Consider the following 7294-nt stretch of genomic DNA (forward strand, 5'->3'; position numbering starts at 1 on the left):
ATTCTGTGTCCCCCAATTTTTATAGGTCTATGTGATCATCCAGTCGGTCTTCGAAGTGAATAGTCAGCTGCGATAGCGTCAGGCAGGATCGAGGGTGTTCATAGTACTTACGCCTGAGGACGATTTTCTGTTCGGCTAATACCAATATTCCGTTTTAAGTATAAAGCTTTTTTCCAAGTGTTGAGTGTGTAGCCTAAATATTTACCGCCCAGTGAGTGATACAACACTCGCTGGGCGGTAGCATTCYTATCAGCTTATTCTGACGCAAGTTGCACTGCTTCCTTTTCATCTTATTCGCGATATGGAGCAGCGAGCGTTGGAGGCGACGAACGCCCCCTTTGTGGCGAACTTCATTAATAGTGACGTTGAGACATCCGGTCAGCGAGACTGGATCAAGAAAATGCCGGCTGAGACCTACGCCAAGCTCTTTTCGGTTCTATTGCATTATCATGATTTAGAATTTTGGGGGAACGATGTAGAAGCAGCGAAGGATAACCTCAACCAAGTGGCTGCGATGACCAAGCTTTTGGAGTGGATAAGAGGAGAGAGCCAACCGGTAAGTGACAATGCCAAGAAAAAGTTCGAGAACGTCATGCAAAGGGTCGGAGAAGAGATTGAGATGGAGCTTCCCGAAGAGGTGAAATGGCAACGGTATGCGGAAAATATTGATAAAATATTAATGTTTTGGGAGAAGGCCTACGATAATTTAATTAATGAGAAGTTAGAGGAGGACTTCTTACGGGATAAGAACAAAATTATAATTTGTTTAGGTGCGCTAGTTAAACAATGGGTACCTTATAAAAAGATGATTTATCTCCCCGCTTATCAGGAAGTGGTTGAATATGAGGTTGCTCATGTAAATGATAATTCAAAAATAAATGATCTAAAAAATAAAAGGTTCCAGAAAATCATTGGTGGTTGATGTGAAATTGTTAAAATTTTTAGCGATGGCTGCTTGTATCTTTCCATTCCTATCTTGTGCGGAAACGTTGGAGAAAGGAATTGAGATATTAAACCAAGGTCAGTTTAAAAAGGCTCGTGAGGTATTAAAACCTTTAGCGGAACATGGCGATGCTAATGCGGCCTACTGGTTGGCGTATATCCAGTTTAAGACTGCCGAAACATTGTATGTAGGTTCTAACTTACTACAGGCGGCTGAAGGGGGTAACCCTTGGGCAATGGCGACACTTGCAGGTACCCATATGCCAAAGGTGACGACATCATATTGTAATTATCTTGGCTGGCCGTGTGATGAAAAATGGGTTGATAAAGCAATTGAAGGTTGGGAGAGACTCGCCGAAGAAGGTGATGGGAAGGCAATGTATGCCCTTTTATATCATGACCCTAGTTGGTGGCAGTATATTCCTTCGCTTTCTTTTATGACTCCTCGTTCTGGTCTTTTTTTAATGAAGAAAAGAGAATTGAGTATTTAGAAAAGATGGCTTTACATGGCGATGGAGTGGCATCCTATAAACTGTTCCATATACTCGAAGAGAATGAGGAGCCCAGAAGAGCGACTAGTGTAATAGAAACTGGAATAAAAGAAAGAAATTCTTACGCTTTATATAGCGCATCTATAGGGTTAATACGTTTAAAGAGGGAGTTTGGTATAGGTCCAGAAGGCGAACGGACATCGAAGCGAGCATATTTTTATTGTAGTRCTGCTGATATCCTTCTCGGGAAGGAAGGTGATTGTAGTGCTAGTGGTTTCTTTGATTTCGAATATGATAGAGATATAGGAAGGCATAAGTATTATGATAAAGTTACGGGGGAAAGGGTGACAAAAAAACAACTTGAAAAGATTCGAAAAGAAGCAAAAGAATATGTCGCAGGATATCACACTGATTTAAAACTCGATGAAACAACCGTTGAATTCTTCAAGGGCTATAGTGATAATCTTTGAATTTTTGTATGTAAAAATTTGCGCGGGTGTTCAGAATTCTGTGTCATCCTTTCCTCACAGATCCACGAAATCGTCGCTCCGGCTATTCAGCTGCGATTTTTAGTAGACGCTCAGCGATATGCCAAGCAACTTTTTGCCAAGCCAAGCAAAAAGTTGCTTGAGTCGTGCAAAAAATTGGTCACGTAATCGATAAGCATTTGAAAATAAGGGTATAAAAACTTGGCATGAATCTAGCTTAATAGCAGGGATAGACAGCAACAGTCGCTGTTTGAACTCGAATCATACAAAAAGGAGCGATTATGCCAACGCCATGTTATATCTCGATTGAAGGCGAAACCCAGGGTTTAATTACTGCCGGTGCCTGCACCGCGGATTCTATCGGTGATTCTTTTGTCGAAGGCCACGAAGACGAAATGCTGGTACAACAGTTTGACCATAATGTGACGGTTCCCACCGACCCACAATCTGGTCAGCCATCCGGCCAACGTGTTCATAAACCATTCAAATTCACCGTGGCATTGAATAAAGCTGTTCCGCTGCTTTATAACGCACTGTCTTCGGGCGAGAAAATGTCGACAGTAGAGCTGAAATGGTACCGTACCTCAATTGAAGGTAAGCAAGAAAACTTCTTTACCACCAAATTAGAAAGCGCCTCTATCGTGGATATCCATTGTGAAATGCCACACTGCCAAGATCCGGCGAAGTCAGACTTCACTCAGAACCTGACCGTGTCGATGTCTTATCGCAAAATCACCTGGGACCACGTCAACGCAGGTACTTCAGGCTCTGATGACTGGCGCAAGCCGGTTGAAGCTTAATTGCTATTGCTAGGTTGCGTCGGCTTTGTGCCGGCGCTTCACCATTTGTTTAGCAGCGTTCGTTTTCCAGAGAGCGTTGCTAGACAAGTGTCCACTGTTGCGAGAACAAGATTCGGGAGACATCATGGCGAAATTACGTTTTGAATTTAGCGTCGAAGGCCTAGAGCCAGACACGTTTGTGGTCAGAGAATATCAGGGCAACGAGTCCCTCTCTGCTGCGGCGTTCGACCAGCAAGCTTGCAACGGGTTTCGTTATTCGATTGCATTGGCAAGTCGCGATCATTCCCTAACCCCTGACCAATTAGTGGATTGCCAAGCCACGCTTGCTCTCTATCGCAACGGGCAATGTGAGCGTCGTATTCGCGGTATCATTCGTCAATTTTCCCAAGGGGATATTGGTCATCATCACACTTATTATGATGTTGAATTAGTGGCTGAAATTGAGCGTCTATCACTACGGCAAAATAGTCGTGTATTCCAACATCAGACGGTTCCCCAAGTTATTTCGATCTTGTTGCAAGAAATGCGTATTACGGATGTCGGTTTTGGGCTGACAAAAGAATATGCAGAGCGTGAATTTTGTGTTCAATACCGAGAAACGGATCTCACCTTTTTTCATCGTATTGCCGCAGAAGAGGGGTTGATGTATTGCTTTGTTTGGAAAGAGGACAAGCAGCTTTTATATATCACTGACTCGCCCTTTTCGCTTCCCGCCCTTAAACAGCCGATTGTGCATAACGCTCAGGCTGCAGGTGTCGTCGATGAGCCTTATATTCGTGCCATCGAAAAACACACTCGGATAATCCCGTCATCACTGGAGATGAAGGATTATAGCTTTAAAAAGCCGAATTATAGCTTCTTACAGCAAGTGAATATGTCCGGCATTGAGCATCAGCGCCAAGACTACGATGTTTATGATTTTCCAGGTCGATATAAAGACGATACGCAAGGTAAACATTTAACCCAGATACGCCAAGAATTTCTGGCACGTGACAAAGTCACGGCGACTGGGGAAAGTAATCATTTTCTTGTGCAGGCGGGTCATGCATTTGAAATGCAAGATCATCTCGACCGTACCATGAATCAAAAGTGGCAAGTAGTGCGCGCTCAGCATTACGGCACCCAACCTCAAGCAGTTGAAGAAGAAGGCGGCACTGGCGCCACTACCTATCATAATCGGTTTACGGTGATTCCGGCCTCTATCCCTTGGCGGGCCACTCCACACCCTAAGCCACAGGTGGACGGCCCTTTAATAGGGGTTGTGGTTGGGCCTGAAGGCGAAGAAATTTTCTGTGACGAACATGGCCGAGTAAAAGTTCATTTCCCTTGGGATCGTTACTCGAGTGGAAACGATAAAAGTAGCTGCTGGATACGGGTGTCTCAAGGTTGGGCGGGGAGCCAATACGGCATGATGGCGATTCCACGTATTGGCCATGAGGTGATTGTATCGTTTTTACATGGTGACCCCGACCAACCGATCATCACTGGCCGGACCTATCACGCGACCAATATATCCCCTTATACATTGCCGGCCCATAAAACCAAGACGGTTTGGCGCAGTGAAAGCCACCAAGGCGAGGGCTACAACGAGCTCACGTTTGAAGATCAATCGGGCAGTGAGCAAGTGTATTTGCATGCTCAGCGTGATTGGCAATCATGCGTGGAAAATGATGTCGTTACGCAGGTGCGGCATAATGAGCATCAAAAAGTGGACCATGATTCTTTATCGGCTGTTATGAGTAACCAGCATGTGACGGTCGATAAGCAATCACGAACACGAGTGAAAAAAGATGCCACAATTGCCGTTTCTGGAGGGATACATGAAAAAATCGATAACCGCTTCGCCGCAACGGCGGGACGTGAGGTGCATCTAAAAGCAGGCGCAAATGTCGTGCTTGATGCAGGTACGGAGGTTACGGTAACCGCCGGTGGGAGCGTAATGAAGGTTGATGCGGCCGGGGTGCACCTTATTGGTCCAGCGATCAATTTAAACGCTGGCGGAAGTCCTGGTAGTGGCTCTGGGTACCAAGGACAGCCAGCGAAATCGCCACGCTCAGTGAACAAACCTTGATCGTTTAATGCAAACTAAGAAATTTGAGGAAAGATATGCCCAAAGCAGCACTTGTTGGCCATGTGGGAACCGCGCATGATGGATTCCCACCTACACCGATTGTGGCGGGGTCGTCAACGGTAAAAGTTGACGGGATACCCGTAGTTCGTAAAGGTGATCCTCTGGCACCGCATAGTAAACCGAAACACCCGCCTCATGGGCGAGCGGTAAATGCGGGTTCCGGTAGCGTTATGATTGATGGAAAACCAGCCGCTCGTATTGGTGATGCAGTGAGTTGTGGCGGTGTGATTGTAGGAGGTTCAAGTGTCAACATTGGTTAATACCCCGTCAATGCTTAAAGCAAGCGTGTATGCATGCCTAGTCATGCTAAGTGGACAAGTACATGCTGAACAAGTTGAAGTTGAAGCCACACCTTTTGTGCAACTAGAGCCGGTTGAAAAAATCGCGGATGACTATGATATCCAGGCGATGACGCCAGAGGCAATATTTGAGCATGGACGTTTGTCTCGCGCTCAGTTCCATTACCAACGAGCTGAAAAATATCTACGTGCAGCGGCGGATCAAGGTATTGTTCCTGCCGCTTATTTATACGCTGTGCTCGTCAGTGATGATGGTAATAAGCTCGATTATTCGTCGGTTGCGCAGCAGTATCTCACGCAGGCCGCAAAGGCGGATTATATTCCAGCCATGAAATTACTGGTTGAAAAAGGCCATTGGTTATCGGCAAATCATCGTACTATTTGGCGCTATAAGTATGAAGAAGCACTAGCAGCTTGGTATGAAAAAGCACCTAAAGACGCAGCATTCAGTCTGTATCAGTACATTTATCCAACAGACAAAAAGAAAGCTGAGCAGTATTTAGAAGAGGCGATTGCGGCGAATGATGTTGATGCCTTGTTACATAAAGCATCGCAAATAGAACTGGCTGAGCGCGGCTTTTATCTTTTCCCCAGCTCTCGCCTTGATGCGGCCGCTGAAGTAAAAAAACAGATTGCCAATGCGGGTGGGATCCCCGGTACTAAGAGTTTATATCGTGATTTTATCCGTCGAGGGAAAAGCCATAAAGCGGTGGCGTGGCGCGAAAAAGCGATTGAACAAGGGGATCTTATGTCTCTTGCTGCCCTGGGGCGTCTGTACACCACAAACTACATGCCTGAAGACGCTGAGTATACTGATGGGCTCGTTTATCTTTCTGCCTACTTGGATGTGGTTGGTCAAGGACGGTTCGTGACTTTGAGAGAGCAGGCAATGGAACAGTTTGAGCTCGCGTCTTCGCGAGTATCAAATGACGTCATTGAAAAGGTAGAACAAAGAGCGGCTGAATTGCGTAGGACACACATTTTCTTTCATTATGATCGCTACTGGCAAAAAACGGCTTTAAAGAAAGAACCCGCAACTAAGCCAGTGAGTTAATTGCGAGCGAGCGTTGTTTCTACTTTCTGAGCGGCCACATCACCGAGTCATTGATACATCGGTTCGATGTTGGTCGTTTCTTTATACGTCTCTCAGTTGTACCTCTCAATTATACCGTTAGACTAAACATCTCTGCCATCGACATCGCAATATTGTTATCGTAATACGCCGCCTCGTTAATAAAGTGCGGATACGCAGTGTACTTTCCTTCCCAAGCGACTTCGCGACCGTCAAAGCACATGAATAAAGGATCGCCAGGTACTATCGGCTCAAAGTCTTTGTCTTGCACGTTTTGGTGCACCATACCGATGCGCTCTCCTTGTGCATTTTGGGGTAGATGTAAGGTTTCTTTATAGCGATAAGCCTTTACTTGCGCGGGCAGCTCTGGCACCTTATCGATATTAAAAAGATGCACAAAATCGAGAATATGCGTCGTCATTTCTTGCATGGACTCCATTACATCATGGCGTAATACGGATTGCGGTTGAGGACCAACCTCAACAATGACGCCTTGCTTCGCCACTGAGCATAAAAAAGCGTGTTGAAGCGGCTCGAGATGATCTTCTACTAAAATAATGGCATCGGGCATACGCTCACTGATATAGGCAGCAAGCTGTTTATTGAATGTGTCTAATGCGAGCAAAATGAGCGTAGGCCCCATGTTGCTGGTGGTGTTGTGTAAATCCATGATGAAATCGACGCGAGGATCGCCTTTAGGACCTAGCTGTTGATTGAGGACTTTTGCGCGACTTTGCTCGTAGTTTGTTAAGGTAAGATCGGCGAGCCCTTGAGGATCGAATTGTCGATTTAAGTCGCAATCGAGATAACGTTTGTTTGCATGATAAGCCGACGGATTCGCGAACACATGCTCCGTTGAAAAACTATCCCGAGTCGTAACAGATGTATTGGTTTGCCACTGTTTTAGTGCGTAAATCCCGCTAAACTCATTGCCATGGGTGCCACCGACGATGGCCACTTGACTGAAGCGACTCATGAGAACTCCTTGTGTTGAATGGAAAAACATCCGCTTATGTCGTGGTGCTAGCTTAGCATCGATACTGGTAGAGATTAATAGAATAATTTTTCTTT

8 protein-coding genes are annotated in these 7294 nt (G+C 45.6%); 7 read left to right on the top strand and 1 reads right to left on the bottom strand.

The genetic code is table 11. The features are described from left to right. Positions 1-316 precede the first annotated feature (316 nt). The 7 genes from BZG78_RS14990 to BZG78_RS15020 all read left to right on the top strand — a co-directional run bounded on the left by BZG78_RS14990 (position 317) and on the right by BZG78_RS15020 (position 6205). Positions 317-922 (top strand): hypothetical protein, encoded by a 606-nt coding sequence (locus BZG78_RS14990; protein ID WP_077661662.1) that lies wholly within the window; start codon positions 317-319, stop codon positions 920-922. A 1-nt stretch (position 923) separates the two neighbouring features. After that, positions 924-1433: a hypothetical protein gene (locus BZG78_RS14995; protein ID WP_131826093.1), complete on the top strand. Its 510-nt coding sequence runs from the start codon at positions 924-926 to the stop codon at positions 1431-1433. 26 nt (positions 1434-1459) lie between these two features. Next, positions 1460-1903 carry a hypothetical protein gene (locus tag BZG78_RS15000; RefSeq protein WP_131826094.1) on the top strand — a complete coding sequence of 148 codons (444 nt, stop codon included), beginning with the start codon at positions 1460-1462 and terminating at the stop codon, positions 1901-1903. A 299-nt stretch (positions 1904-2202) separates the two neighbouring features. Continuing rightward, complete coding sequence (gene hcp-2 / locus BZG78_RS15005) at positions 2203-2721, top strand: type VI secretion system effector Hcp-2 (protein ID WP_021024295.1); 519 nt, start codon at positions 2203-2205, stop codon at positions 2719-2721. Between the two features lie 124 nt (positions 2722-2845). Continuing rightward, positions 2846-4792, top strand: coding sequence for a type VI secretion system tip protein TssI/VgrG (tssI, locus tag BZG78_RS15010; protein ID WP_077661665.1), 1947 nt, complete (start codon positions 2846-2848; stop codon positions 4790-4792). 35 nt (positions 4793-4827) lie between these two features. Next, on the top strand, positions 4828-5112 hold the full coding sequence (locus BZG78_RS15015) for a type VI secretion system PAAR protein (protein WP_021024293.1): 285 nt from the start codon (positions 4828-4830) through the stop codon (positions 5110-5112). After that, positions 5096-6205: a sel1 repeat family protein gene (locus BZG78_RS15020; protein ID WP_131826095.1), complete on the top strand. Its 1110-nt coding sequence runs from the start codon at positions 5096-5098 to the stop codon at positions 6203-6205. Before BZG78_RS15015 ends, BZG78_RS15020 begins: the two co-directional genes overlap by 17 nt. 109 nt (positions 6206-6314) lie before the next feature. Here BZG78_RS15020 and BZG78_RS15025 read toward each other — a convergent pair whose 3' ends face one another. After that, positions 6315-7199, bottom strand: a complete 885-nt coding sequence (locus BZG78_RS15025; RefSeq protein ID WP_077661667.1) for an aspartoacylase — start codon at positions 7197-7199, stop codon at positions 6315-6317. Positions 7200-7294 lie beyond the last annotated feature (95 nt).

It is taken from the genome of Salinivibrio sp. MA351, from assembly GCF_001996065.1.
Lineage (GTDB): Bacteria > Pseudomonadota > Gammaproteobacteria > Enterobacterales > Vibrionaceae > Salinivibrio > Salinivibrio costicola.